Below are 25,171 nucleotides of genomic sequence, written 5' to 3' on the forward strand. Positions count from 1 at the left end.
AAACGCCCCGCCCTGCCCCGCCCCCGGCGCGCGCCGGGGGCGGGGATCAGAGGTCACGGCGTTGGAAGGCCAGGGCGGTGAGGCCGAGCACGACGGTCACCCAGAGCGCGGCCCAGCCGAGATAGACCGGGGTGAGCGGGGCGGCGCTGGCGAACGGGGACTGGGCGACCTGGGGGTCGAGCGCCAACAGGCCCGGATCCTGGAACGCGTTCATGGCCCCCCGCCACAGGCCGTCGGTGGGTAGCAGCATCCGGGACACCGTGCCGACCCGGGCCACGCTGTCGTTGCCCAGCGTCTCGCCGACCAGACCGACCACGCCGGCGATCCAGGTCGACCCGAACAGGCCGACGGCCACGATCCCCGACGCCATCGGGGACAGCACCGTGGCCAGCAGCAGACCGAGGGTGAGCAGCACGGTGGCCTGCGCGGCGAGCAGCGCCAGCCCGGCCAGCGGCTGCGGTGACCAGTAGCCCACGGTGACCCGGACGACGAGGAGCTGGGCGAGCCCGGCCACGGCCACGAAGCCGCTGCCGAAGACCACCAGCCCCAGCCACTTGCCGAGCAGCACCGACGCGCGGCGGACCGGGCGGGCCAGGACGGCCAGCGCCACCCCCGACTCGGTCTCGCCGGAGAGGGTGGGCCCGGCCAGGAACGCCGTGCCGAGCGCGGCGATCAGACTCAGGCCGAACATCACCAGGTTGAGCACCATGGACGCGGCTATCCGGGCTTCGCCGCTGGTGAGCCCGCCGAACTCGGCGTCGATCCGGGAGAAGCCCCAGGCGCTCAGCGCGAGCAGCAGCAGGGTGAGCGCGGCGAGCGAGCGCAGCACCCGACGGCGGGCCGCCTCCCGCAGGGTGAGGGCGGCGATGGTGAGGACGATCATCGGTGCGGCTCCTCGTCGGCTCCGGTACGCAGGATGTCGAGCAACCGTTCCTCCAGGCTGACCCGTCCGGGTTCCACCGTCTGCACCCGTACCCCGAGACCGACCAGGTCGGCCACCAGGTCCGGCACGACGGCGTCCGGCTCGGTCCCGCCGGACAGGGCGACGGTGAAGACGTTCCCGACGCGGGTCGACCGGCCCACGGCGGCCAGCCGGGCCTCGGCGGCGGCGGTCACGCCGTCCAGCCGCAGCCGCAGCTCACGCTGACCGAGCAGTTCCGGGAGGGTGCCGGCGGCGGCGACCCGCCCCCGGTCGAGGATGACGACCCGGTCGCAGACCCGCTCGACCTCGCCGATGAGGTGCGAGTTCAGCAGGACGGCCACCCGGCGGTCCTTCAGGGAGAGCAGCAGGTCCCGGACGTCGGCCCGGCCGAGCGGGTCCAGCGCGCTCGTCGGCTCGTCCAGCACGACCAGGTCGGGGCCGGCCACCAGGGCGACGGCGAGCCCGAGGCGTTGCTGCATGCCCTTGGAGAAGCCGCCCACCCGGTCGGCGGCCCGGTCGGCGAGCCCCACCAGGCCCAGGCACTCACGTCGTCGCGCCGGTGGCACCGGCACGCCGGCCAGCCGTACGTGCAGGTCCAGCACCTCGGCGGCGGTGAGCCACGGTTGGTACCGGAACAGCTCCGGCAGGTAGCCGACCCGGGCGCGGGCCCGCGGGTCGGCGGCCGGTCGCCCGAGCAGCAGCACCTCACCCGCGTCGGGGCGGACCAGCCCGAGCAGCATCTTGATGACCGTGGTCTTGCCGGCCCCGTTGGGGCCGAGCAGACCGACCACCTCGCCCCGGTCGACGGCGAAGGACACCCCGTCGACGGCGGTCCGCCGCCGGTACCGTTTGCGCAGGCCGGAGCACCACACCGCCGGGGCGGGCGGCAGTTCGGCGAGCAGCCGCGCCGCCGTGTCGACAGCGCCGCCACCGCCGACCCGTCCGCCGTCGCCCACCCCGGGGCCGGCGTCGGTTCCGCCGTCCCCGCCCGCCCGGAGGCCGGGTTCGGCGGACCGGCCCGGCCCGAGGCCGGGGTCGGCCGCTTCGACGCCGGTCATGACGTGCCCAGGGCGCGGGCCACCGACAGCACCTCGTCGGCGCTCAGCGAGCCGGCGACGGCGGTGACGACGCCGTCGTCCACCCAGACCACCGCGGCGAGCAGGCCGTTGCGGGCGGTGAGCACCGTGGCGGGGCGCCCGTCCACCTCGGCGGCGACGCTGGTCAGGCGCTCGGTGGCGACCGGCAGCGGCAGGGTCGTCCCGTCCCCGGAGAAACCGCGTAGTTGGGTCGCCACGGTCTCCGGCAGGCCGGGCAGGGACAGCAGGTAGTCGCGGGCGGTCGCGAACGGCACGCCCGAGGAGTGCGCGGTGGGCGCGACCGCGCGGGCCACGATCATTGCCGGTACGCCCCGGGCCTCCGACCAGACCAGGGCGAGTCCCGGGCCGGCGTTCAGCCGGAACCGGCTGCCGTCCAGGCCGGCGGGGGGTGGCGGCAGCGGCTCGCCGGCCGCCGCGGCGGTCCGCTCCGCCTGCGCGACGGAGAAGGTGAACGTCGCGCTCACCTGGTCGGTGACCTGGAACGTCGGCGTCCCGGTGACGCCCCGGGGCAGGTCCCGCACCCGGGGGACGGGCAGCCCGGTGGCCTGCGCGGCGTCGGCGGCGTCGGCCACCTCGCGTACGTCGACCTCGTCGGTGACGGTGAGCTCCCCGTAACCGGAGAGGTCGGGCAGCGCGACCAGGTCGGCCCGGGTGAGGGTGAGCGGGGCGATCCGCTCGGTCCGGAAGATCGGCAACCAGTCGGCGGCGGCCACCGCGCTGGCCCCGGTCAGCAGGGCGACGGCGGCGGCCACCGCGACGACCGGGCTGCGCAGCGCCGTCCGCCACCGGGGCACGGCGAGCCCGACCCGACGGCGCGGCTGCCGGCCGCTCCCGGCGGGCAGCGCGTCGGACAGCCGACGCCAGCCCGCCGCCACGTCCACGGCCAGGTCGACGTCCAGGGCCGCGCCGGTCAGCGCCGCGTCCGCCTGCACGGTGGCCAGCCTCGACCGGCACGTCGGGCAGTCGACGACGTGGGCGCGGTCGGTGTCGGCGACGCCGGCCGGTTCGTCGAGCAGCCGACGCAGCGTGCCGTCAGTGGGATGACGCATGACGGTTCAACTCCTCTCGCAGGGCGGATTCGGCGCGTCGTACGGTGGTGCCGACGCTGCCGGGGGAGAGGCCGAGGGCGGCGGCGACCTCGGCGTAGCTGAGGCCGCTGTGCCGCAGCACCAGGGCGACGGCCTGTCGGCGGGGGAGCCGGGCCAGCGCCGTGCGCACCCGGCGGCGTTCCTCCCGGGTCACCACGGCGTCGGCGACGTCGGGCGCCTCGATCCGGTCGTTGCCGGCGGCGCCCTCCCGCGAGGCGCGGCGTCTACCGGCCCGGAGGTGGTTCAGCGCGGTGTGCGCGGCGGCCACGGAGAGCCACCCGGATGCCGCCCCGGCCGGCACCGACGAGCGCCCGAACGTCAGGAACACCTCCTGGGCCACGTCCTCGGCCCCCTCGCGGGAACCGAGCACCCGGGCGGCGACCGCGACCACCCGGGGGTACGAGGTACGGAAGATCTGCTCCAGGTCGGCGCGGACGCCGTCGGGTCCTGACCGGGCCGGCGCCTCCGTCGCCGCGGTCGCGGCCGGTCCGGGCGGGTCTACGAGGTCCACGTCTTTCCCCACACCCTCTACAGCACCGCCGGAGCCCCGGATGTGACAACGGGCCGTCCCGCCGTCCGGTGGGGCGGGACGCGGTGGCCGCGGGGACCAGCCTCAGCCGTCGGGGCGGGTCTGCCGGTCCCTTCCGGCGGATCCGGTCCGACCGGTCACCCGTTCGGGTGGCTGCGGCGGTGAGATCCAGGTGACCAGGACCACCGAGATGATCATGAGGAGGAACCAGGAGGTGAGTTTCGCCAGCGAGACCGGATGCCAGCCGTCCACCTGGCTGGGGTAGAGCCAGGCCTGCGACCAGGTGGCGATGTTCTCCGCGAGCCAGATGAAGAACGCGACGAGCAGGAACGCCAGCAGCAGCGGCATCCGCCACCGGAACCGGAACACCCGGAAGTGCATCACACAGCGGCCGAACACCAGCGCGACGGCCCCGAGCAGCAGCCAACGGACGTCGTACACGTAGTGGTTGGTGAAGAAGTTGACGTAGACCGCCACGGCCACCAGCGCGGTCACCCACCGCCTCGGGTAGCGGGTGAACCGCAGGTCGAACAGCCGGTGCACCCGGACCAGGTACGAGCCGACCGCGGCGTACATGAAGCCGCTGAACAGCGGCACCCCGCCGAGCCGCAGCACCCCCTCGGACGCGTAGGTCCACGAGCCCACCTCGGTCTTGAACACCTCCATGGCGGTGCCCACCACATGGAACAGGAGCACCACCCGCAGCTCGCGCAGGGTTTCCAGCCGGGTGGTCACCATGGCGACCTGGATGGCCACCGCGGCGAGGGTCAGGGCGTCGTTGCGGGCCAGCGCCGCGTCGTCCGGGTACCACAGCCGGGCGGCGAGGATGACCGCCAGCATCGCCGCGCCGAACACGCACGCCCACGCCTGTTTGAGCCCGAACACCAGGAACTCGGTCAGCCAGCCGGCCGGCCCGCGTCGGGGCAGCCGGGCCAGGAGCGTCCGGAAACGGACGTCGATCGCGTGCTCGGCCGTGGTCAGGTCCGCCGGCCCCGCGGAAGGGGTACGCATCCGCCCGACGCTAGCCGGCCGGCGGGATCGCCGTGGTGAACGTTCTCATCTACCCTCGTGGGGCACAGTGGACACCAGTCGGTACGGAGGATCGAGGCGTTGACGAACGAGCGGCGGGTACCACCGGGGGTGGACACCACCCATCCCAGCATCGCCCGGGTGTACGACTACTACCTCGGCGGCAAGGACAACTTCGCGGTCGACCGGCAGGCGGCGCAGTTGGCGTTGCAGGTGACCCCGGACGGTCAGGAGGCCGGTCTGGCCTGCCGGGCCTTCCTCCGCCGGTCGGTCCGTTACCTGGCCGAGGAGGCCGGCATCCGGCAGTTCCTCGACCTCGGCTCGGGGTTGCCCACGCAGGGCAACGTGCACGAGATCGCCCACCTGACCGACCCGGACGCCCGGGTGGTCTACGTGGACAACGACCCGATGGCGGTGGCGCACGGCCGGGCCCTGCTGGCGGACGCCCGGACGACCACCGTGATCGCCGCCGACGTCCGTGAGCCGGAGCAGATCCTGGCCCACCCCGACGTACGGAAGATGATCGACTTCGACCAGCCGGTCGGGTTGCTGCTCCTGGCGATCCTGCACCACCTGCACGACGAGGACGACCCGGCGGGCGTCACCCGACGGCTCCTCGCCGCCCTCCCGTCCGGCAGCTACCTGGCGATCTCGCACTTCCACGACCCGGAGCAGGCGCAGCCCGAGGCGTCCCGGCGGGCGCGCGCGGTGGAGAAGGTCTTCAACGAGACCCTCGGCACCGGCCGGTGGCGCACCCGGCAGGAGATCATGACCTTCTTCGACGGGCTGGAGCTCGTGCCGCCGGGCCTGGTGCCGCTGGCCGAGTGGCACCCGGCCGGCGAGACGGACCCCCACCAGACCGACACGTACCACATCATCGCCGGCGGGGTGGCCCGCAAGCCCTGACCCGCCGCCCCCGCCCTCTGTGAGTACGTCTCACGACAGTTTTCTTGACGGGTCGGGGGGCGTCGGGTGGGCTGCCGACCATGACGGCGATCGTGGGGCTCGCGCAGGACGGCACGGTGCACATCGGCGGTGACAGCGCCGGGGTCAGCGGGCTGAGCCTGTCGGTGCGGGCCGACAGCAAGGTGTTCCACACCGGTCGGTACCTCTTCGGCTTCACCACCTCCTTCCGGATGGGTCAGCTCATCCGGTACTCCTTCGACCCGCCCAAACCGAAGAAGGGCGACCTGGCGGCGTTCATGTCCACCACGTTCGTCGACGCGCTGCGGGACTGCCTCAAGGCGGGCGGTTGGGCGCGCAAGGAGAACGACCGTGAGGAGGGCGGCACCTTCCTGGTCGGCGTACGCGGCCGGCTCTTCACCGTCTACGACGACTACCAGGTGGCCCAGGCCGCGGACGGGTTCGCCGCCGTGGGCTGCGGCGAGGACATCGCCCTCGGCGCGCTGTACGCCACCGCCGGCACCGGGCTGAAGCCGGGCCGGCGGGTCAAGGTGGCCCTGCGCGCCGCCGAACGGTTCAGCGCCGGGGTGCGGGGCCCCTTCGTCTGCCTCTCGCTGCGCCGCTGACGCCGACCGGGACGCGTCACCGGGTCGGGCTGGGCAGCGGCGGCGGCGGGTCGACGGCGATGCCGATGACCGTCGGCGCGGAGAGGTTCCCCGAGCTGTCGAACGCCCGCACCTCGAACAGGTACGTCCCGTACCCCCGGTACGCCCCGTACGCGAAGGTGCCGCCGACCTGGGTGACCGCCGAGACGGCGCCGGTCTGGACGACCCGGTACCCGGCGACGACGTAGTTGTCCCGCGAGGCGTCCCAGGTGAGGCGGTAGTGGCCGTCCTGGGGGCCGCTGAGCCGCAGGTTGGTCGGCGCGGTCGGCGGCTCGGTCTCCTGCGGCGCGCCGAGCTTGACGATCGCGAACGGGGACGAGTTGCCGGCGGCGTCGACCGCCCGGATGCCGAAGGTGAAGATCATCGGCGGGGGGACCGGCATCGTGTAGCTGGTGTCGGTGGTGGCGAACCGGCTGCCGTTGGAGAAGATCTCGTAGCCGGTCACGCCCCGGTCGTCGGTCGAGGCGTCCCAGTGCAGGGTGAGCGTCTGGCTGGTGTAGCTGGTGCGCGGGTTCCCCGGGACGGCGGGCGGGCTGACGTCCGGGCCGGGGTCGGTGCCGCCGGCGCACGGCCCGCCGTCGACCAGGCAGTTCTGCGGGACGGCGGCGCCGGCGGCGGTCCAGCCGAAGCTGGTCGACGCTCCGGCGGCGAGGCTGCCGTTCCACGCCAGGTTGGTGAAGACGTGCCGGGTGCCCACCCGGGTCAGGTTCGCGTTCCAGTGGCTGCCGACGCTGGTGCCGGCGGGCAGGTCGAACTCCACCCGCCAGGCGTTCGTCGCGGTCGACGTGTCGTTACGTACGGTGATCTTCCCGACGTAGCCGGAGGACCACTCGCTCTCCTTCTCGAAGGCCGCCACAGCGGCCCGGGCGGGCGCGGCCGGAAGCCCGACCGTCGCGCTGCCGAAGGCCGCCACCGCCACCAGACCGACCACGGCCGTCCGCCGTAGCAGCAACGTTCTCATGGGTGAATACATTAATGTATTTCAATGTCAAGGGCAATCGTGGTTTTCGGTGGCCCGGTCACGCCCCGGTGTAGGCGAACGCTGCCCAGTAGCGCGGGTCCCGGTAGGGGCACGGTCCACCGTCACCGCCCGGGACGGTGCCCGGCAGCAGCCCGGTCAGGTCGGCCGGGGTCGCGGTCCGCAACCAGCGTTGCGCCAAATTCAACGCGAGGGCCGGCTCGTGGCCGCCTCCGCGCCACTGCTGGTGGAACGCGGTCATCAGGTACGCGGTAGCCAGGTCGTCGACCCGCCAGGAGCTGGCGACCACCCCGGCGAAGCCGACCTGCAACAGCGCGGACGGCAGCCCGAGCACCTCGTTCGGCAACGCCGTCGCGGTCAGGTTGGTCTCGCAGGCGGAGAGCACCGCCAGACGTCGACGGCCCGGTCGCAGCGCCTGCCGCAACTCGCCCAGGGTGACCTCCCGGTCGGCGAAGTACAGCCGACTGTCCAGGATGGCCCGGGGCCTCGCCGAACCGTGACAGGCCAGGTGCCAGACGGTGTGCTCCTCGGCGGCGTCCCGGAACTCGGCCCAGGTGCAGTCGTGCCGGAGGGTCCCGTCCGGACTCCACCTACGGGTCACCTCGGTCGTCTCCCGGGCGACGTGCCACAGGTACGCCTCCGCCCCCGCGCCCCCGGGCACGTCGACGGCGAGCAGCCGGTCGGGCCCGGCCGACAGGTCCCGCGCCGTCTCCCGGCAGCGGCGCAGGCCCCGGGCGTTCGGCGCGTACCGGATCGCCGAGTGGTCCCCCGCGTGCCACCAGTCGGGATGGCCGTCGCCGAGCCCGGTCGCCCGGCCGGCGGCGTGCAACGGCAACATGCTCAGCAACCCGACCGGCACCAGGGTCACCGTCCGACCCCGGGCGAAGCCCAGCAGCAGGTCCCGCAGGCAGTGCTCCCACAGCTCGCCGAGCACGGCGGTCAGCGGATCGACCCAGGGACGCATCGGCGCGAGGTCGCGTGCCACGCCCCGGCCACGTCCCCCCTCCCGCCCGCCACCACCCTGGTTGTCGCCGCCGCGCGGAGCGCCGTCGCCGTCACCAGGTGCGTCGCCGTTGCTGTCGCCGTCACCAGGGCCGGGAAGCAGCGTGTCGACGAGCCCGGCGACCCGGGCCCGGTCGAACGTGGGCAGCATGACCAGCTGCGGGTCGTGCCGGGCGGCGACGACGAGGGCGTACCCGCCGCCCCGGGCCGCGGCGAGGTAGACGATCGCGCCGTCGCCGGTCACCGCGGTCACGTCGTCGTACGTGACGTCGAGCGCGAGCGGGTCGACGCCGGTCACCGCGGCCACCTCCCGGGCGACCGTCCGCGCCTGCGTCCAGGCCCGTCGCAGGCGGGGCCCCGGGGTCCGTTCCTGCTCGTCGAGTTCGGCAAGCGCGTTCCGGTACGCCTCGGCCAGCTCGGCCCGCCCGGCGGCCCGCAGCCGCTCCACCACGGCGGTGCCGTCCCGCCCGGTCACCTCGCTGAGCCCCACCGCCCGGCCGGTCTCCAGGGCGACGGCCGCCTCCCGGTACCGCCCGGCCCGGGCCAGCCAGTACCCGGCCTCCTCGGTGTGCTCCTGGGCGGCGGCGAGCACCCGCTGCTTCGCGCCGGGCCCGTACCGCGCGGCGGCGTCCAGCGGCACCAGACCCACCAGGTGCTGGTACGCGTCGGCCGCCAGTTCCTGGTCACCGGTGCCGACCGCCCACTCCGCCCAGGCGGCGGCCAACCGGGCCCGCTCGGTGGTGCTCCGTGGCGCATCGACCGCCCGCATCCAGGCCCGGTGCCGGTCGGCGATCGGGCGCTGCCCGCTCAGCGCGTCCCGGGTTGCCAGCGCGTCGTGCCGGACCACCTGGTCCTCCGCGCCCGGGTGGTGCCAGGGGCGGCACCGCCGGCGGGCCAACCGCACCGCCTCCCGCACGTCGGCCTCCCGCCGGCCGGCGGGACGGTCGGCACGCAGCGCCCGCCACAGCAGCAACCGGGCCAGGCTGGCGTCGGCGGCGGTGGCCCGTCGCCACCAGCGCAGCCCGAGTCGCCGCCCGGCGCGGCAGTCCGCGATCCCCGCGTTCAGCGCCGCCGGGTCGGCGAGCACCCGGAGCATGCCGAGGGTGGCGTACAGTTGCGGCCCCAGCCCTGGCCGGAGCGGATCGTCCCTCGTCTCGGTGGCCGTCTCCAACGCGGCCAGGGCGGCCGGCAGCTCCCCGGCCGCCGCGTGGCGGTGGGCGAGCAGCAGACGCCGCAGGTCCGACGTCTCCCCGGCCGCGGGCAACCGGCCGACCAGCGCGTCGAGCGGACCCGGATCGTCGTGCACCGTCAGGGCGGTGAGCGCCTCGACGGCGACGCCCGGCAGGCCGGCGGTCGGCAGACCGCCCCGGATCACGGCGTCCGACCGGCGGTTGTCGGCGATCACCGTCCGCGAGTGGCGCAGCGCGCGCTGCTCACGGATCCGCCGGAACCCCTCGTGGTGGGCGGGGTTGAGGACGTCCCGGATCCGGTCCGCGACGTCCCGCATGGCGGCGTTTACCGCCGCCTCCCGGGCGTGACCGACCGATGCCTCGTTCACCAACCACTCGATGCACACCGCCACGAAGACGCGGGCCTCGGTACGCTGCTCGTTGTCGTTCTCGACGTCCCGGGTCTCGACGAGCGGGTGCCATGCCAGCAGCTTCCGCGCCGCGCGGTCGAGGTCGCCGAAGGTCGCCGCGTTCGTCAGGATCATGCCCGTCGCGGTCACGGCGTACCAGTCCTCGCCGCGGTCCCGTTGCCGTCGTCGGGTCTGCCAGAAGGACCGCCAGGCGGCCTCCGCCGCCGGCCGGTCGCCCCGGAACCAGGCGTCCCGGTACGCCCACACGGGCAGACGCAACTCGGCGACGGTACGGCGACGCCAGTCGGGGGAGGCCAGGTCGTGCCGGTGCTTGTGCCCCTCGGCCTGGTGCGCCCAGGGCTGGTCGAACACCGGATCGGCCGGACGGTGGCACACCGCGCACGGGTGCGGCCACCACCGGGGCGCGGGAACATCCCCGGTGCCGCAGCCGTCGCGTCGGCACTCCCAGCCCACCACCACGGCCCCCGGCGGCGCGAGATAGCCGTAGGAGGTGCGGGGCGGGCGACGGCCGGGCACGCGACACCTCCGATGCGCTTCCATCCTGGTCGGTGTCCTCCTGACGGACGGGCTGTCCGTCAGGGCGGGGCATGGGATTCTTCAGGAGGGCCCGGCGGCCCCGATTCCCCCACGACATGCTGCGTCGGCTGGAGCTGCTGGGGCGGTTCACCCTCGACCCGCAGGGCAGTGGCATCGACGTCGACGACGCGATCTCCTGCATCATGCCGTTCTGGGAGGACGTCCGGGCGGACCGGGACGGCTTCCTCACCGACCTGCGCACCCTGACAGCTCCGGAACCGGAGGGGTTCGCGACGCTCGGCGCCGCCCACCTGGTCTGGGAGTTGGTCGGCGAGGAGGCGCTGCGCGTCCCCGCCGCCTGGCCGTTGATCGACGGGGGCATCGACTTCAAGCTCTCCCGTGGTCTGTCGACGGCCAGCCTCACCGGCTACGAGATGCAGCGGCTCGTCCAGCGGCGCATGGCGAACGACTGACCCACCGATCAGCCGTCCCTGTCGTCACCGGGCGGCCGGCGACCGGCTGCCCCACCCGCGCCGAGACAGCCGTAACGCACGCCCGGGTCAGTGCTCGTGGTCGAGGTCGTGCGCCGCGCGGATCGCGGCCGCCTCCTCCGGGCGGCCCGTCCCGTCCAGCGCCTGGGCCAGCAGCCAGGCGGCCTGCTTCGCCGGACGGGAGCCGGCGGGCAGCCCGCCGAGCGCCGGCCGCAGCACGCGTTCCGCCTCGGCGGGCCGGTCGAGCTGGAGCAACAGGTCGCCGGTGAGCACCTCCACCTGGGTCGCCTCGCCGAACGCCTCGATCGACCGGAGCCGGTCGGGCACCCCGGCCAGCCGGCCGAGCGCCACCTCCGGCCGACCCGCGTCGGAGAACACCCGGGCGCCCGCCTCGGCCGCCAAACCCACCTCGTACGTCACCGGCGGCGCCGGGTCCGGCTCGCCGGCGAGGGTCGCGGCGAGACCGTCCAGCACCTCGACCGTCCGCTCCGCCGCCGCGCCGTCACCGGACCAGAGCCAGGCGTACGTCTCCCGGCGGCGGGCCCGCAACTCGTCGACCGCCAGCCCGGCCAACCGGTACGCGTCGGCCGCCCCGGCGAACCGTCGCGCGGCCAGGGCGTCCCGGTCGGCGTCGTAGAGGACGTCGCCGGCCTCCTCCAGCACCCGGGCCCGGCGCGGCAGATTGTCCGGTCCGTCCAGATTCTCCGCGAGCTGCGCCAGCAGCGCCAACGCCGGCTCGATCTCACCCAGCCCCCGGTAGACGCCGGCCAGCAGATGCCGGCACCGGTCCGCCTCGGCCTGCGCGCCGAGCCGGTCCAGGCCCAGCACGGCCTCCTCCGCGACCTCGGCGGCCTCGCCCAGCCGGCCGGCGACCCGGTACGCGTTGGCCAGCTCCCAACGCAGGAAGGCGTCCCCCGGGGCGTCGCGCTCCACGCAGAGCGTCACCGCCTCGGCGAAGTCGTCGACCGCCTCGTCGGCGCGTCCGGCCGCCATCAGCGCCCGGGCCCGGGTCACCCGGGCCGGCACCAGCAGATCCTCCGGCGCCGCCCCGAGCGCCTCGTCGCCGGCCGCCACCGCCTCCGCCGGATCGTCCGTCGTCTGCGCGACCACCAGGCAGGCCGCCGTCAACAACTCCGCGACCCCCAGCTCGCGACCGAGGTGACGGGCCTGCTCCGCCGCTTCCCGGCACTCCGGCGCACGGTCCAGCTCGCCGAGGATCTGGGCCCGGTGCAGCGCCACCCGGGCCACCAGGTACGGGTCACCGCCCCCGTCGGTCGGCACCCGGTCCAGCGCGGCGAGCGCCTCCGTCCAGCGGCCCCCGTGCACCAGCGCCAGGGCGACCCGGTCGTGCGCGGCGGACCGCCGCTGGTCGTCCCCGATCCGGTCGAGCGCCTCGGCGGCGGCCGTCGCCAGCGTCAGCCCCTCCTCGACGTGCTCCTCCCCGCTCGCGGCGAGCAGCACGCCCAGCCGGCCGGCCAGCACCTGGGCCCGGACCTCGTCGCCCAGCTCCCGGTACGCGGCCAGCGCGGCCCGGCTGGCGGTGATCGCGGCCGGGACGTCGTCGGCGTCGCTCAGCTCGGCCGCGCGCAGCTCCAGTCGGCGCGCCGCCGTCGCCGGGGTCGCCTCGACCGCGCCGAACCGCCTGTCGTACGCGGCCAGCGCGGCGTGGAAGGTGACCTGGTCGTGCCGCCGCCAGCGCTGTTCGGCGAAGGCCAGCAGCTCGTCCGGCCCGGCGTCGGCGGGCACCTCGACCGACGCCCCGCCCGTGCCGGTGGCCGCCGCGCCGCTCGCCGCCGCGCCGCCCGACGTCGCCGGCCCGCCCGCGCCGGTGGCCGGCGCGCCGTCGGGCCCGTTTGCGGGCGTGGCGACGGCCGGGGCGACGGCCGTGACCGGGGCGACCGGGCGGCGGCGCAGACTCGCCGACAGCGGCAGGTGCGGGCCGGTCGGTCGGGCCGCGAGCCGGGCGGCGACCAGCTCGGACTGCCGGGTGCTGCCGTTGCGGGCGTCGAACCGGTCGGCCAGCCCGGTGGCGGTCGCCGCGAGCTCGTCGGCGAGCCGGGCCGCCGGGACGTCGACCGCCGGCCGGTCCCCGGCGGCCCGCCGGTACACGGCCGTCGCGCCGTCCACCTGGCGCAGGGCGGCCGACGCGGCGGCCGCGAAGTGCATGGCGGCGGCCGGTGACGGGGCCTGGTCCAGCCAGTCCAGGTGCCGCTCGACCAGCTCCAGGGCCTGGGGCGCGTTGCCGGTGACCGTCCGGAACTCGACGTGGTCGGCGATGTCCCACAGGTCGGCGAGGTTGCCGCGCTGCCGGCGGTACGCCTCCCGGTGCGCGGTCCGCGCCTCCTCGTGCCGCCCGGTGCGCAGGTACGGCGTCAGCAACGCGGTCAGGATCGTCTGCGGCTGCTCGGTGCAGCTCAACCGGCCGGCGAGCACCGGCTCGGCCAGGGCCACCGCCTCCTCGTGCCGTCCGGTGTCGGCCAGGTGGTTGACCTGGGTGGTGGGGTCGCAGCCGGCGCAGTCGGAGAGGTCGTCGCGCGGGGTGGTCTGCCACTGCGCGTACCAGTGCGCCGCCGCCTCGTCGTCACCGACGTGCGCGGCCACCAGGTACCGGTGCTTGTGGACGGTCTGCAGGCTGTGCCCGCCCGCGCGGTAGCGGCGTTCCATGTCGTCGAGCACCGCCAGCGTGCGGTCCAACGGCACCTCGGGCACCTTCAGCAGGCCGTTGACCATGTACTTGAAGTGCCAGAGCAGCATGCGGGCGTGCTGGGCGTGGTACGGCTGCGGATCCCGGTCGAACTCGGCCAGGCACCAGGAGAACGTCACGAACGACTTGGCCGGCTCGCCGCCGTACACGTAGCCGGTGGTCGCCTGCATCCGGGTGGCGAAGGCGAGCTCCCGGTCCTCGGCGGCGTCGACCCGCCGCAGGAGCTGCTCCAGCGCGGCGATCTGACCCGAGCCGTACGGCATGCCGCTGATCTCGCGCAGCACCCGCCACAGCTCCTCGTCGGTGCTGGACACCACTCACTCCCGTCCCGGTACGGCCCGGCCGAGCAGGCCGAGGAAGGAACTGTTCAGCAGCGCGGCGTCGGCCGCGCGGATCGGATGGTGCCCGAGCAGCAGCGCCTGCCCGTACAGGGCCTCGACGGCGAGCCCGACCAGCTCCGGGTCGGTGAGCGCGGTGACCCGGCGGACCAGCGGGTTGCGGTGGTTGAGCACCAGTTGCGGGCGGTCCGGCGGGGCGGACGCGGCCAGCGCGTCGAGCACCCCGCCCCACAGCTCGTCGGCCCGGTCCCGGCTGGCGGTGAGCTGGTCGTGGAACGCCGCCGACCGGCTGACCAGGTAGAGCGCCGGCAGCGACACCGGGTCGTACGCCCGGATCACCACCTCGCAGCCGGTCCGCTCCAGAGCGCGTTGGGCGGCGGCGCGGAACGGCCGCAGGGCCAGCTCGGTCGCCGGGTCGAGGGCGTCGAAACGGGTGGTCAGGTCGCTCGGCTCCAGCCGCTCGACGAGCACCGACCGGTCCACCGTGGGCAGTCGCTCGATCAGCTCGGTGTCGTACGTGTAGCCGGCGTTGACCACCGCCAGGTCCTGCGCGGCGGCGACCGCGGCCAACTGGCGGAACTCGTCCAGACTGGCGGCGTACCGGACCAGCCCGTGCCGCTGCCGGAACTCGGCCAGGGTCAGCGTGCCGACGTTGGTGTCCATCGGCCACCACTGGTCGACCAGCCGGAGCATCTCGTCGTCGTGCAACGCCAGCGCCTTCACGCCGAGGTGGTGCGCCTGGAGGAACCGGGCCAACCGGCGCGGATCGTGTTTCGCCAACCGCACCAGCCAGCCACGCACCTGGTCGCCGAGCGCCTCCCGGGTGGCGGCGAGCAGGCTGTCCTCGTAGAGCGACTCCCGGCTGGCGGTCGGCCGCAGCTCGCTGGTGTCCACCGCGCACTGCACGAAGAACGCCCACTCCGGCAGCAGCCCCTCGGCGTGCTCGGTGAGCAGCATCCGTTTGAGGTGCACCCGGTGACCGGCCCGGGCCGCCGGGTTCACCGCGTCGGGCCGGACGAACGCCACCCCGGTCAACCCGGCCGCCGGCACCGACAGCGGCAGCACGTCGAACGGGTCGAAGCCGAACGTCTCCCGCGCGTACCGGACCAGGGCGGGACGGTCCAGCGGCTCGCCGGGGCGGGTCGGCCAGGGCGGCGGACCGGCGCTGGTGACCACGTCGCCGACCCGGACGGTGACCGGCAGCAGCGCGCCGAAGAGCCGGGCCAGCCCGGTGACGGTCGGCGTGCTGAGCCACTGCCCGGAGTCGCGCCGAGGCACCAGCGTGACGGTGGTGCCCGGCTCGCCGCGGCCGGCGCCCGGCGGGGCCGGCTCGACGGTGTAGCGGCCGTCGGAGTGCCCCGTCCAGCGCACGGTGGGCTGGTCGCCGTGCCGGGTCAGCACCCGGATCTCGTCGGCCACCAGGAAGCAGGAGAGCAGGCCGATGCCGAACTGGCCGAGGAACTCGTGGCGGGAGAAGCCCAGCTCGTCCCGTTTGGAGCTGCGACCGATGGTGGCCAGCAGCTCGTGCACCTGCGCCTCGGTGAGGCCGATGCCGGTGTCGTGCACCCGCAGCGTCCCGTCACCGGTCAGCTCGGGTGGCTCGATGCGGACCAGCGCGGGGGCGTCGGGCTCGACCGCGCGCCGGGCGGTGATCGCGTCCACCGCGTTCTGCATCAGCTCCCGCACGTACACCCGTGGGCTGCCGTAAAGGTGATGACTGAGCAGGTCGACCACGCCACGGAGGTCGACCTGGAAGGTGTGATCCAAGCTTGCGTGCTCCCGGTCCGGATGGGTGCCCCACCGTACCCGGGCCCACCGACAACCCGCCTCCCCCTTTCCGGCGCGTCCGGGGCGTCCCCACGCCGGCCGGCCCGGTCGGACCCCCGGGCGGCTGTCGTGTCGTTCAGCCCGCGCCGAAACAGACGAACGCCGCGGCGGTCGCGTGCTCGGCCCCCGCGTCCGGCCCGGCCGCGAACGCCCGCTGGGCCCCGGCGAGCGCCACCGCCGGCCCCGCCCCGGCCCGCATCCGCCGTTGCAGGTCCAGCATCAGCGTGGTGGTCAGGTCGGCCGGCACCGGCAGCACCGTCGCGATCAGACTGCGGGCGCCCAACGCCAGCAGCACGGCGCTGAACCCCATCACCTCGTCGCCGGGCCGCACCCCGGAACGGCCCGAGTCGCACGCCGACAGCACCACGCAGCCCGGCGGGCTGGTCAGCCGCTCCAACTCGTACGCGGTCAACGGCCCGTCGGCCAGCTCCAGCGTGGAGAAGAGCGGATTGTCCGCCCGGAACCGGCCGTGCGCGGCGATGTGCGCCATCCCGGCCCCGTTCAACGCCCCGGTCACCGCGTCGGCGGTGGCGTCGGCCCCCAGGAACGAGCGGGAACCGGGCAGGACCGCGCCGAGCTGACGTACCTCGGTCTCGGCCGCGGGCAGCCGGGGCCCGGCCACCAGCACCGGCGGCCCGGCCGGCGACTCCCGGCGCGCGGCGCGCAGCCAGGCCGTCGCCGAGGGCGCCACGGTCACCGCCCGGCCCGCGCAGGTCGGCAGACCCGACCACGGTACGGCGTGCAGCGCGCCGATCGGCGCGAGCACCAGGGGACGGTCGCCGAGCAGCGGGCGTACCGGGTCGAAGAGCTGCGCGTCCAGGGCGGCGGCGGTGTGCGCGACCCCGGCCCGGGCGTCCACGCCGTCACCGGTGGTGACCAGCCGGCGCAACCCGAACCGGTGCAGCCGGGCGACCCGTACCGCCCCGTCCAGCGACCCCAGGTCGTGCAGCGTGGCCCGGCCGTCCCGGACCAGCACCGCTCGCAACCGGCTGCCGTGGGCGACCAGCTCCAGCAGCACGGCGTCGCCGAGCGCGGCGGACAGCGCCGACACCCGGGGCGGGGCGGGCGGCCCGTCCGTCCGGCCGGTGACCGCCGTGCCCGGCCCGCCGGCCACCCCCCGGGTCAGCTCCCGGATCCGCTGCTCCAGTCGGGCCTGGCTGCGCCGCAACGCCTGGGCCGGGTGCCCGGTCAGCAGCGCGTCCTCCAGCGCCGCGCTGACCATCCGCAACTCGGCCAGGGCGGTGGCCAGTCCCGGATCCGACGGCGGGGACACCGGCCGCATCCGCAGCGCGTTGGCCCGCCAGCGTTCCGCCCAGGCCAGCACCTGGTGCGCCGCGCCCCGCCGGACGGCGATGTCCAGCCCCTCGGCGGCCAGCTCGTGGCCGTACGCCCCGCTGTGCGCGCGTAGCTCGGTCGCGCCGAGCGAGGCCCGGTGCCCGTCCAGCACGGCCAGGCCGCGCCGCAGCGCCCGGGTCGCGCCGGGCAGGTCGCCGTCCAGCCGCAGCCGCAACGCCAGGGCGTGCCACCCCTGCGCGCGGCGGGGCGCGGTGCCCCGCCGCCGGGCCGCCGCCGCCACGGTGAGCAGCTCGGTGGCCCGCCCGGCCCGGCCCAGCGCGACGGCCAGCCGGGCCGCCTCGATCCGGGTGGTCAACGCCGGTCCGGGCCAGCCGGTCGCGTCGAGCTGGTCGGCGGTACGCGCCATCGCGGCGAGCAGGGCCGGCGACCGGTCCCCCCGGGCGTACCCGGCGCGCAGCTCGACGTGCCGGGCGAAGGTGGCCCAGGTGCGGCGGCCCTGCCGGCGGAACCGGGTCCGGGCCGCGGCGGCGGCCTCGGTGGCGGTGGCCAGGTCACCGGCGAGCAACGCCGCCCGGGCCTGCGCCAGCAGCGCCTCGGCCAGGTCCGAGGCCATGCCCCGGCGGCGCAGCTCGGCGACGGCGTCGGCGGCCACCCCGACCGCCTCGTCGATCAGCGGCACCGACAGCAGCAGCTCGAAGCGGTCCAGCAGCAGCGCCGGCCGGGGCACCGCGAGCCGACGGTACTCGGCGTCGACGGTCGCGAAGCAGCGCAACGCCCCGGCCACGTCCCCACGCTGGCCGGTGGCGATGCCGCTGTTCCAGCGGGCGTCGGCGGCGGCCAGGTCCAGCCCGAGCCGACCGAACGCGGCGGCTGCCCGGTGCAGGTCGTCGTCGGGGCCCCGCCCGGACCCCCGGTGCGCGTTGAGCAGCCCCCGGTTGTTGCGGGCCCGCGCCTCCAGCAGCAGGTCACCCTCGCGTTGGGCGATCTCCACCGCGACGTCGTAGTCCCGGACCGCCTCGTCGAAGCGGCCCCGGTAGTGCAGCACCACGCCCCGCTGCATCCGGGCCCGCCCCGCGTCCGCCCCGGTCAGCAGGGGCAGGGCCAGGGTCACCGCGCGCAGCGCGGCGGTGGTGCGGCCGGCGTTGGCGAGCACGTACCCGAGACTCATCCGGGCCAGCGCCCGCAGCCGGGGATCGTCGGCGGCCCGCACCGCCCGGCGCAGGTGCCGCAACGCGCCCGGCAGGTCGTTGAGCTCCCGCAGGGCCAGGCCGATCGCGCGTTCCGCGGTGGACCGCTCGGCGGCCTCCGCCGGGCCGGCGAGCACCTGACGGGCCAGGGTGATCGCCTCACGCGGATAACGCTGGACGGCGTCCAGAGCCCGCTGGGCGGGGCCGGCACCGGCAACGGCGCGCTCGGCCATGGGAGACAGAATCCCCCGCCGGGCGCTCCCCGGTCAACGGCCCGGTGCCGGTCTCGTCAGGTGAGGCCGATCGTGTCGTTGATCAACAATTGACACGGAACTATCTTCTGAAATAATCGTCCTGCTTGGATAGCGCTTCCGTGGCTGCTCCGGCCGTCGTCGGCCACGCATCTTCCACCTTCTGGAGGGCTGGTGTCGCCTGACCGCACCGCGCCACGTCCGCCTGGCCGGGTCTCTCGTCGCCGCCTCGTCGGCTGGTCCGCGATGGCCGCCGCCGCCCTGCCGCTCGGCGGGGCCGGGCGCGCGGTCGCCGCCACCACCCGCGAACCGGTCGCCGCCAGCACGGCGGACCCGGTCGCCGTCACGACGGCGGACCGTCCCGGGGCGACCGGCGCGGACCCGATCGAGGCGAGCTACCAGCAGGCGTTCCAGCAGGCGGTCGCCGCCGACCAGACCGTCCGCCAGCACACCGTACGCGGCCGGGAGTTCCTCTACCGCGCCCGGCAGCTCCTGGTGGCCCCGGCGGACTTCCCGCGGGTGCTGACCGTGCTGCGCTCCTGGGGCCACCCCGTCACCGAGGGCGTCGGCTTCGCCGGGGTGCGCCGGCTGCTCTTCACCCAGGAGACCGACGTCCCCGCCGTGGTGACCAAGCTCCGCAGCCCGCAGCAGTGGCCCGGCCAGCCGGTCCCCCTGGTGCAGCCGCACCACGTGCTCGTCGGCTTCGGCAACATCATGGGCAACCCGGGCGCGCCGCCCCTGGCCGCCCCGGCCCTGCCGGCCCCCGACCCGACCCGGCTCGGCGAGGGCGCCGGAGTGACCGTGGGCGTCTGCGACACCGGCATCTGGCGACGGGCCGGCGCCGTCCACCCGCAGTGGCTGGGCGGCAGCTACCTGCCCGAGACCGACGACGAGGACCCGCTCTACGTCAGCGGCAACCTGCTCGCCCTCCAGGGCGGCCACGGCACCTTCGTCGCCGGAGTCGTCCGGCAGGCCGCGCCCGGCGTCCGGTTCGACCCCGAGGCCGCGCTGAGCCCGACCGGCGTCGGCGACGAGCAGACCCTGACCGCCGCGCTGGCCCGCCTCGGCACGGGTACGGCGATCGTCAACCTCTCGCTGGGCTACTTCACGCAGGACGACCTCCCCCCGCTGCCGGTGGCCAACGCCCTTGCCGGGCTGCGCCCCCCGGTCGCCGTGGTCGCCGCCGCCGGCAACGCCGGCAGCGCCCGCAAGTCCTGGCCGGCCGCGCTGGACGGCGTCCTGGCCGTCGCGGCGGTGACCCGGGACGGCGCCGCCCTCACGCCCGCCGCCTACAGCAGCTTCGGCTCCTGGGTGGACGTCTGCGCCATCGGTGACCATGTCAGCACCTACGTCGACGGAGAGCTGCGGCTGCCCGGCCAGCCGGCCCTGCTGTTCAACGGGTTCGCGGCCTGGAGCGGCACCTCCTTCGCCACCGCCCACGTCTCCGGCCGGCTCGCCGCGCTGATGACCAGCACCGGCCTGGGCCCGGTCGCGGCCCGGGACGCGTTGGCCGCCGGGCCACGCTGGCACCCCGACTACGGTGTGCTGGTCGGATGAGGGCCCCCGGCGCGGCGGGGCGCGGACCGGTGCCGGAGCCCGGCCCCGGCGCCCTGGTCGGCGCCGCCGCCTCCGGCGACGAGGCGGCCTGGGCGGAGCTGGTCCGGCGGTACACTCCGCTCGTGTTGTCGGTGATCCGGGCGCACCACCTCGACCGGGCCGACGCCGCCGACGTCAACCAGACCGTCTGGCTGCGGCTGGTCGAGCAGTTGGGGCGGCTGCGCGAGTCCGACGCGCTACCGGCCTGGCTGGCGACCACCACCCGGCGCGAGTGCTGGCGGCTGCTGCGGCTCGGCCGGCGCACCCAGCCGTTCGACCCGCACGACGACTCGGTCGACGGGCACGTCGGCGTCTTCCTCCTGGTCGATCCGGCCGGGCCGGACGAGGACCTGCTGCGGGCGGAGCGACGGCAGGCGCTGCGGGACGCGTTCGCCCAGCTCCCGTCCCGCTGTCAGGAGCTGCTCGCGCTGCTCACCGCGGATCCGCCGGCCAGCTACCGGGAGATCGGCGAACGACTCGGCATGCCGACCGGAAGCGTCGGCCCCACCCAGGCCCGTTGTCTGGCGAAGCTACGCGACTGCCCGGCACTGGCCCAGTACGTCCGATCGTCCCCGGACAGGACGGAGGGGACCGGAGGTGAGCGTGATGGCGCAGTGGCCGCCCGCCGGTGACGACGCGCTGCTCGTCGAGCTGGGCGCCGCCCTGCACGACTCGGGGCCGGTGCCGGAGGAGTTCCTGAACGCGGCCCTCGCGGCGTTCAGTTGGCGCACCGTCGACGCCGAGCTCGCCGTGGCCGAGCTGACCTTCGACTCGGCCTGTGACCTGGAGCCCGCCGGGCTGATCCGGTCCGCCGGCACGGACCGGACGCTGACCTTCCGCACCGGCCGCGTGGTCGTCGAGATCGAGGTGACCGCGACCGGCGTCGTCGGGCAGATCTCCCCGGCCCGTGGTGGTCAGATCAGCGCCCGCACCGCCGCCGGCCGGTACGAGGAGGTCCCGGTGGACGCGGTGGGCTACTTCTCGATGGGCGTGCCGCCGACCGGCCCGGTGCAGTTCCGGGCCAGCACCGCCGAGTACGCGGTGGTCACCGACTGGGTCACCCTGCGCTGAGCCACCGACGAGCCCCGCCCCCGCGCGCCGGGGGCGGGGCTCCTCATTTCCCGGATGTAGCGGTGTCGCGGATGCGGGATGGCCCGATATCACCGAAAGCGGGGACGCTACTCGTGGACGGACGACGCGGAACGGAGGCCGCGGGTCCCGACGCGGCCTCCGTTCCTCCCCTCCACCCCGGGTCAGCGACGCGGCGCGACGACCGTCACGTTGTAGTGGACACCGCCGCGGTCAGCGAACTGGGCGCCGGTGCTGTCCGGGCCGAACTGCGCCACCCGGATGCCGATGGTCTCCTTGATCGGCGTGGTGGCGTTGAAGGTCAACGAGAACGGCAGCTTCTCCTTGGGCTGCAACGTCAGGTTGTCCAGTCGCGCGGTCGCCGGGTCGACGATCTCGATCTGGTACCGGCCCAGGTCACGGATGCTCTTACCGACCTTGCCGCCGGCCACCCAACGCTCGTAGAGCGCCGGCCCCAGGTTGGCGACGAGCCGACCACCGGCGGCGCGCAGCGGCGTGCCCACCTCGGTGAAGACGAGGGTGTTGCGGTTCGCCCGGTCCAGCGGGTTGCCGATCGTGTACGGCAGCGTCCGGCCGGACCCGCCGGCCTCCACCACCACCGTGTCGACGTTCCGCCACGCGATGTTGTTGTTGTACTGGGTGTTGACGCTGGTCTCCGGACCCTCGAAGTTGAACGGGTCGTTCGGGGAGACCCAGCGGGCCAGCAGGCAGAAGTGGCCGGGGCCGGGGACGTTGTCCCACGGGATGATCACCTTGGTGACGCCCGGGGAGACCGGGACGGTCTTCCAGCCGATCTCGTTCCAGTCGCTGTCCCACGCCGTGCCGGCGCCCGGGTTGGACCAGTAGACGTAGATCTGACCGGTCTCCGTGACGTTGGACCCGTACGGGCCGGGGTTGCGGAGGGTGACGAAGACGTAGTTCCGGGCCCCGACGATCGGCGAGTGGCCGGGCCAGGCGCACTCGACGGCCGTGTTGCAGACCTTGATGTCGGGGCTCATCCAGATGGTGGGGTTGCCGTGCGGCTCCAGACCGGTGTCGGTGTCGAAGTCCTTCATCCAGACGTCGGCCCGGACGGTGGCGCCGACGTCGGAGGTGTCGGCGGCGCTGGTCAGGGGGGCCGCGGCGGCCGCGGTGACCGACATCAGCGTCGCCAGGGCGGCGCCGGTGAGCAGGGCGAGGGTGGACCTACGTGCGCGGTGCGTCAGACGCGTGGACACTTTTCCTCCCGGAGATGGGGTCGCCGCGGGCCGCCGGGACGGTGGCGGTCGCGGATGGACACCCTTCCCGAGCGACATCGACAACGAAAAATACCTCTGCCGACCGGAGGTGTTGTCAGATAGTGGAAGTTGGCCGGAAAGCCCGCGAATCACGTCCGCGCGGCGAGCTTCCGGCAGGCGCCAGAGCAGCCGGCCCGGACGGTGTGCCGGCGGGGCGCTCTGTGCCGCCGCCGACCTGCGGCGACCCCGGCCAGGTCCGGGTCAGTCGTCGTCCGGCTCGGCCACCGGCTCGCCGCCCACGCAGCGCAGCTTCAGCTCGTGCTCGCCGCCCGGGCCGACGAAGCTCACCTCGACGTCGTCGTCCGGGCCCCGGTCGGCCTCACCGACCCGGTAACCCTGGGCGGGCGCCCAGGAGACCAGCCGTACGCCGGTCGGCCCGCACTCGGCCACCGCGGTCCCGCCGGCGCTCGCGAAGACCCGGCGCGCTCCCGCCCCGGCGCTCGGCGACCCGACGCCGGCGGAGGGCGTCGGAGCACCGGACGCCACCGGCCCGGACGGCGCTGCGGACGGCCCGGGGCTGGTCGGTGCCGGGCTGGCCAGGGCGCGTTCCACCTCGTCCTGACTGCGCACACCCCCGGGAGTGCCGGTGATGCTCTCCCCGACCAACCGGATCGCGGCCACCCCGACCAGGGTGACCAGCACGGCGGTGACCAGCCAGCCGGCCACGGCGAGAAGCGGACGACGCATGCCCCCGACTATCCCCGATCGATGGTTGGTCGCGGCACCGGACGACGCTAAGGGACGGTTAACGCGGCGGCCGACCCGGGCCGGTGCGGTTAGCCTGCACCGTGTGGCCCGGCTGCTGCTCGTCGAGGACGACCTGACCATCCGTACCCCGCTGGTCCGGGCGCTGCGGGACCGGGGGCACGCGGTGGCGTCCGCCTCGACCGCCCTGGACGGGCTGCGCGACGCCCTCGACAACCGCCCGGACCTGGTCGTGCTCGATCTCGGCCTGCCCGACCTCGACGGCCGGGAGCTGCTGCGGATGCTCCGCGCGGTCAGCCAGGTGCCGGTGATCGTGGCCACCGCCCGGGACGACGAGACGGAGATCGTCCGGGTCCTCGACGCGGGCGCCGACGACTACGTGGTGAAGCCGTTCACCGCCGCCCAGCTCGACGCCCGGATCCGGGCGGTGCTGCGCCGCGGGCCGGCCGGCGGCGGCGCGGACGATCCGACGCTGGTGGTGGGTGGGCTGCGGGTCGACCCCCGCGCCCGGCAGGTCACCCTGGACGGCGAGCCCGTCGAGCTGACCCCACGCGAGTTCGACCTGCTGCGTCACCTCGCCACCCGGCCCGGCGAGGTGGTCACCAAACGGGAGCTGCTGACCGAGGTCTGGCAGATCCCGTACGGCGGCGCGGACAAGACCGTCGACGTGCACCTGTCGTGGCTACGCCGCAAGCTCGGCGAGAACGCCCAGCAACCCCGCTACCTGCACACCGTACGGGGAGTGGGCGTCCGGCTCGACGCGCCGGGGAACCCGGGGTGAGAGCCCGACTGGCGCTGCTCGCCGCCGCGGTCAGCGTGCTCACCCTGGTCGCTTTCCTGGTGCCGCTGGCCTTGCTGGTCCGCGCGGTCGCCGCGGACCGGGCCACCGTCCGGGCCACCGCCGACGCGCAGAGCCTGGTCCCGGTGGTCGGCACGGCCGACCCGGCGACCATCCGGCTCACCGTGGAGCAGCTCGCCGTCGACTCGGGTCGCCCGGTCAGCGTCTTCCTGCCCGACGGCACGGTGCTCGGCACGCTCGCCCCCCGTACCCCGGCGGTGGCCCTGGCGGCGCGCGGGCAGAGCCTCACCGCGGAGTCCGCCGAGGGACGCGAGGTGGTGATCGCCGTCCAGGGCCGCGCCGACGGCACCGGAGTGATCCGGACGGTGGTGCCGCGCGCCGAGCTGTCCGCCGGGGTGGGCCGGGCCTGGCTGGTGCTGGCCCTGCTCGGGGTGGTGCTGGTGGTGATCGGGCTGGCGGTGGCCGACCGGCTGGCCCGGACCCTGGTCCGGCCGATCAGCGAGCTGTCCGTGGTGTCGCACCGGCTCGCCAACGCCGAGCTGGACGCCCGGGTGACGCCGGCCGGGCCGACCGAGCTACGCGAGGTGGCCGGCGCGCTCAACCACCTGGCGGGCCGGATCCAGGTGCTGCTCGCCCAGGAACGCGAGCAGGTGGCCGACCTGTCGCACCGGCTGCGGACCCCGCTCACCGCCCTGCGGCTGGAGGCCGAGTCGCTGCGCGACCCGCAGGACGCGGCCCGGATCGCCGCCGCGGTGGACGGCCTGGAGCGGGTGGTGACCGGGCTGATCCGGCAGGCCCGCCGGGACCGTACCGCGGCGGTCGGCCCGGTCGGCTGCGACGCGGCGGCGGTGCTCGCGGACCGGGTGGCGTTCTGGTCGGTGCTGGCCGAGGACACCGGCCGGGCGGTGCGCTGCGACCTGGCGGCCGGGCCGTTGCCGGTCGGCGTGCCCGCCGACGACCTGGCGGCGGCGGTCGACGCGCTGCTCGGCAACGTGTTCGCGCACACCCCGGACGGCACCCCGTTCACCGTCCGGCTGACCCGCGACGGGGAGCAGGCGGTGCTCGCCGTGACCGACCAGGGGCCGGGGATGCCGGCCGTCACGACGCCGGCCGGCACGGTGCGCCGGGGCGCCAGCGGGGCCGGCTCGACCGGGCTCGGTCTGGACATCGCCCGCCGGGTGGCGGAGGCCGGCGGGGGCCGGCTGGACCTGCGGGCCGGGCCCGGCGGTGGGGCCGAGGTGCTGCTCCGGCTCAGGTCGCCGTCCTGACCGCAGTGGTACC

Annotated in this window: 20 protein-coding genes; 8 read left to right on the top strand and 12 right to left on the bottom strand. The window is 75.4% G+C overall.

Annotated features, from left to right (window positions below; translation table 11 throughout):
* Nucleotides 1-46 precede the first annotated feature (46 nt).
* From O7606_RS21400 to O7606_RS21420, 5 genes are all read right to left on the bottom strand, one after another.
* Complete coding sequence (locus tag O7606_RS21400; RefSeq protein ID WP_281595815.1) at nucleotides 47-883, bottom strand: ABC transporter permease subunit; 837 nt, start codon at nucleotides 881-883, stop codon at nucleotides 47-49.
* On the bottom strand, nucleotides 880-1,980 hold the full coding sequence (locus O7606_RS21405; protein ID WP_281595816.1) for an ABC transporter ATP-binding protein: 1,101 nt from the start codon (nucleotides 1,978-1,980) through the stop codon (nucleotides 880-882). Before O7606_RS21405 ends, O7606_RS21400 begins: the two co-directional genes overlap by 4 nt.
* Nucleotides 1,977-3,068 carry a hypothetical protein gene (locus O7606_RS21410; protein WP_281595817.1) on the bottom strand — a complete coding sequence of 364 codons (1,092 nt, stop codon included), beginning with the start codon at nucleotides 3,066-3,068 and terminating at the stop codon, nucleotides 1,977-1,979. Before O7606_RS21410 ends, O7606_RS21405 begins: the two co-directional genes overlap by 4 nt.
* On the bottom strand, nucleotides 3,052-3,618 hold the full coding sequence (locus tag O7606_RS21415) for a sigma-70 family RNA polymerase sigma factor (protein ID WP_281595818.1): 567 nt from the start codon (nucleotides 3,616-3,618) through the stop codon (nucleotides 3,052-3,054). The genes O7606_RS21410 and O7606_RS21415 overlap by 17 nt, the downstream gene beginning before the upstream one ends.
* A gap of 102 nt (nucleotides 3,619-3,720) precedes the next feature.
* Nucleotides 3,721-4,647: a DUF817 domain-containing protein gene (locus O7606_RS21420; RefSeq protein ID WP_281595819.1), complete on the bottom strand. Its 927-nt coding sequence runs from the start codon at nucleotides 4,645-4,647 to the stop codon at nucleotides 3,721-3,723.
* 99 nt (nucleotides 4,648-4,746) lie between these two features.
* On the opposite strand from O7606_RS21420, the gene O7606_RS21425 reads away from it, so the two are divergent.
* Together O7606_RS21425 and O7606_RS21430 are read left to right on the top strand one after the other, a co-directional pair.
* On the top strand, nucleotides 4,747-5,571 hold the full coding sequence (locus tag O7606_RS21425; RefSeq protein ID WP_281595820.1) for an SAM-dependent methyltransferase: 825 nt from the start codon (nucleotides 4,747-4,749) through the stop codon (nucleotides 5,569-5,571).
* Between the two features lie 80 nt (nucleotides 5,572-5,651).
* Nucleotides 5,652-6,194 (top strand): hypothetical protein, encoded by a 543-nt coding sequence (locus O7606_RS21430; protein WP_281595821.1) that lies wholly within the window; start codon nucleotides 5,652-5,654, stop codon nucleotides 6,192-6,194.
* 16 nt (nucleotides 6,195-6,210) lie between these two features.
* On the opposite strand, the gene O7606_RS21435 is transcribed toward O7606_RS21430, so the two are convergent.
* Nucleotides 6,211-7,194 (bottom strand): cellulose binding domain-containing protein, encoded by a 984-nt coding sequence (locus tag O7606_RS21435; protein WP_281595822.1) that lies wholly within the window; start codon nucleotides 7,192-7,194, stop codon nucleotides 6,211-6,213.
* Nucleotides 7,195-7,252: 58 nt separating this feature from the next.
* Nucleotides 7,253-10,330 (bottom strand): CHAT domain-containing protein, encoded by a 3,078-nt coding sequence (locus O7606_RS21440; protein ID WP_281595823.1) that lies wholly within the window; start codon nucleotides 10,328-10,330, stop codon nucleotides 7,253-7,255.
* A 116-nt stretch (nucleotides 10,331-10,446) separates the two neighbouring features.
* Here O7606_RS21440 and O7606_RS21445 point away from each other — a divergent pair, with 116 nt between their 5' ends.
* The gene (locus O7606_RS21445; RefSeq protein ID WP_281595824.1) at nucleotides 10,447-10,803 is read left to right on the top strand and encodes a hypothetical protein; all 357 of its coding nucleotides are present in this window, start codon (nucleotides 10,447-10,449) and stop codon (nucleotides 10,801-10,803) included.
* Nucleotides 10,804-10,890: 87 nt separating this feature from the next.
* On the opposite strand, the gene O7606_RS21450 is transcribed toward O7606_RS21445, so the two are convergent.
* The 3 genes from O7606_RS21450 to O7606_RS21460 all read right to left on the bottom strand — a co-directional run bounded on the left by O7606_RS21450 (nucleotide 10,891) and on the right by O7606_RS21460 (nucleotide 18,406).
* Nucleotides 10,891-13,839 carry a hypothetical protein gene (locus tag O7606_RS21450; protein WP_281595825.1) on the bottom strand — a complete coding sequence of 983 codons (2,949 nt, stop codon included), beginning with the start codon at nucleotides 13,837-13,839 and terminating at the stop codon, nucleotides 10,891-10,893.
* 3 nt (nucleotides 13,840-13,842) lie between these two features.
* Nucleotides 13,843-15,630 (bottom strand): HSP90 family protein, encoded by a 1,788-nt coding sequence (locus O7606_RS21455; RefSeq protein WP_281595826.1) that lies wholly within the window; start codon nucleotides 15,628-15,630, stop codon nucleotides 13,843-13,845.
* Nucleotides 15,631-15,766: 136 nt separating this feature from the next.
* Entirely contained in the window at nucleotides 15,767-18,406 is a 2,640-nt protein-coding gene (locus tag O7606_RS21460; protein WP_281595827.1) for a CHAT domain-containing tetratricopeptide repeat protein, read from the bottom strand.
* Nucleotides 18,407-18,598: 192 nt separating this feature from the next.
* Between O7606_RS21460 and O7606_RS21465 the strand changes: the two genes are divergently transcribed.
* From O7606_RS21465 to O7606_RS21475, 3 genes are read left to right on the top strand one after another with little or no spacing between them, the layout of a single operon-like run.
* A complete protein-coding gene (locus tag O7606_RS21465; protein ID WP_281595828.1) occupies nucleotides 18,599-19,981 on the top strand; it encodes a S8 family serine peptidase in 1,383 nt (460 codons plus the stop codon).
* Nucleotides 19,978-20,652, top strand: a complete 675-nt coding sequence (locus O7606_RS21470; RefSeq protein WP_281595829.1) for a sigma-70 family RNA polymerase sigma factor — start codon at nucleotides 19,978-19,980, stop codon at nucleotides 20,650-20,652. Before O7606_RS21465 ends, O7606_RS21470 begins: the two co-directional genes overlap by 4 nt.
* Complete coding sequence (locus tag O7606_RS21475) at nucleotides 20,627-21,091, top strand: hypothetical protein (protein WP_281595830.1); 465 nt, start codon at nucleotides 20,627-20,629, stop codon at nucleotides 21,089-21,091. Before O7606_RS21470 ends, O7606_RS21475 begins: the two co-directional genes overlap by 26 nt.
* A 182-nt stretch (nucleotides 21,092-21,273) precedes the next feature.
* Here the strand turns inward: O7606_RS21475 and O7606_RS21480 are convergent, their stop codons facing one another.
* Both O7606_RS21480 and O7606_RS21485 read right to left on the bottom strand, forming a co-directional pair.
* Nucleotides 21,274-22,326, bottom strand: coding sequence for a hypothetical protein (locus O7606_RS21480; RefSeq protein WP_281595832.1), 1,053 nt, complete (start codon nucleotides 22,324-22,326; stop codon nucleotides 21,274-21,276).
* A gap of 261 nt (nucleotides 22,327-22,587) precedes the next feature.
* The gene (locus O7606_RS21485) at nucleotides 22,588-23,073 is read right to left on the bottom strand and encodes a septum formation initiator (RefSeq protein WP_281595833.1); all 486 of its coding nucleotides are present in this window, start codon (nucleotides 23,071-23,073) and stop codon (nucleotides 22,588-22,590) included.
* A gap of 103 nt (nucleotides 23,074-23,176) precedes the next feature.
* On the opposite strand from O7606_RS21485, the gene O7606_RS21490 reads away from it, so the two are divergent.
* Together O7606_RS21490 and O7606_RS21495 are read left to right on the top strand one after the other, a co-directional pair.
* A complete protein-coding gene (locus O7606_RS21490) occupies nucleotides 23,177-23,872 on the top strand; it encodes a response regulator transcription factor (protein ID WP_281595834.1) in 696 nt (231 codons plus the stop codon).
* A complete protein-coding gene (locus tag O7606_RS21495) occupies nucleotides 23,869-25,158 on the top strand; it encodes a HAMP domain-containing sensor histidine kinase (protein ID WP_281595835.1) in 1,290 nt (429 codons plus the stop codon). The genes O7606_RS21490 and O7606_RS21495 overlap by 4 nt, the downstream gene beginning before the upstream one ends.
* Nucleotides 25,159-25,171 lie beyond the last annotated feature (13 nt).

This window comes from Micromonospora sp. WMMD882, from assembly GCF_027497255.1.
In the GTDB taxonomy this organism is placed as follows: domain Bacteria; phylum Actinomycetota; class Actinomycetes; order Mycobacteriales; family Micromonosporaceae; genus Micromonospora.